This window comes from Sodalis sp. (in: enterobacteria), from assembly GCF_047607725.1.
In the GTDB taxonomy this organism is placed as follows: domain Bacteria; phylum Pseudomonadota; class Gammaproteobacteria; order Enterobacterales; family Enterobacteriaceae; genus JBLKSS01.
On sequence record NZ_JBLKSS010000319.1, the window covers coordinates 1 to 1,548 of the forward strand.

The 1,548-nt window shown below is 52.6% G+C and carries 2 pseudogenes; both read right to left on the reverse strand.

Annotation, left to right across the window (positions count from 1 at the left end):
• Window positions 1-124 precede the first annotated feature (124 nt).
• Window positions 125-202: pseudogene (locus tag ACMX3H_RS19170) on the reverse strand (hypothetical protein); the annotation flags it as partial.
• Between the two features lie 107 nt (window positions 203-309).
• Window positions 310-1,040 (reverse strand): annotated as a pseudogene (locus tag ACMX3H_RS19175) (enolase C-terminal domain-like protein); the annotation flags it as partial.
• Window positions 1,041-1,548: the final 508 nt, after the last annotated feature.

Genomic DNA, 1,548 nt, shown 5'->3' on the forward strand with positions numbered 1-1,548 from the left:
TCATCGCCGGATTATCCATGATCTGACAGCCGTCCCTTATAGGATGCGGGTTCACTAGGCATCGTAGTGGAACATATTCTTACCGGGCTATACAACAAACCCACCAATAATTCAAGACGTCCTCCACGGGGCGCTTACTAAAAAACGGCGCATGGGCGCCGCTGAGGTTCATCAACATACTATCATGGCCGGCCACCGGTATGACCTACATACCGCGTACCACTGGCGTGTCGTTTCGCTTTATCATCTTGTCCTTTCCCGATCCGCGGTTCAGCAGCGGCCGAAAGCCGAGCGTTTGCGATCAAATTGCTACTCCGGCACCAAATAGCGCATCGCGGTGGCGTCATTGCGTGCCCCGCCCGGCAGGCTTTTATACAGGGCATGGGCCTGTTCCACCTGTGCCCAATCCAGCTCGACGCCGAGCCCGGGCTGTTCCGGCACGGCGATTTGTCCTTGATGGATTTGCAGCGGCGCCTTGGTCAGGCGCTGATTGCCCTCTTGCCAGATCCAGTGGGTGTCGATAGCGGTGGGTTTGCCCGGCGCCGCGGCACCGACATGGGTAAACATCGCCAGCGAAATATCGAAATGGTTATTGGAGTGGCACCCCAGGTCAGGCCCCAGTCGTCGCACAATTGCGCGACGCGCACCGCGCCGTGTATTGTCCAGAAATGCGGATCGGCCAGCGGAATATCCACCGCCTGCAGCATGACCGCATGATTCATTTCACGCCAGTTGGTGGCGATCATATTGGTCGCCACCAGTAAGCCCGTGGCGCGGCGGAATTCGGCCATCACTTCACGACCGGAATAGCCCTGCTCGGCCCCGCACGGATCTTCAGCGTAGCTCAAGATCCCCCGCATCCCCTTACAAAGCCGAATGGCTTCTTCCAACAGCCAGGCGCCATTGGGATCGACAGTGATACGCGCGTCGGGGAAACGATTCGCCAGCGCCGTCACCGCCTCGATTTCCTGCTCGCCGGGGAAAACCTCGCCCTTGAGCTTGAAGTCCTTAAAGCCGTAACGATCCTGCGCCGCTTCCGCCTGTAGCGATGCAATCAATTCTGGACTAATTTGCAATTAATTCTGGACTCCTATAAACCCTAAAAAATGGCTATTTTGGACAGTCCAGAATTTTTTGCAAAAAAAAGTAAATCAGACGAAATTGCGGATGATCAACTCGCGCTTGCTATGGCCGTTGCTGCCCAATGAGTATTTTAGATCAACAACGTCGACGATATGAAGATTGTTGAACAAGCACCTCATTTTTGGAATATAATTAGTTTAAGTAATCATTTTTCATGATATCTAATAAGCCAGGCTATCGATGATGCTGTATTGCTCCAGGACAAACGCCACGCCATAGCCTTGAGTCTTCCAGTAAGGTGGATCAAGGTAGAATAATGTATGTAGCCTATCATATTTTTCAATACAAGCCTGCCACTCAAGATGCTCTATGGTTGCCTAAGATAAACGAAGGTGAGCCTGTGATAGCTGTTCTTCGATTCTTAGGAGGTTCAATGCCTGTGATCGTACAGCGGAAGTACCAAAG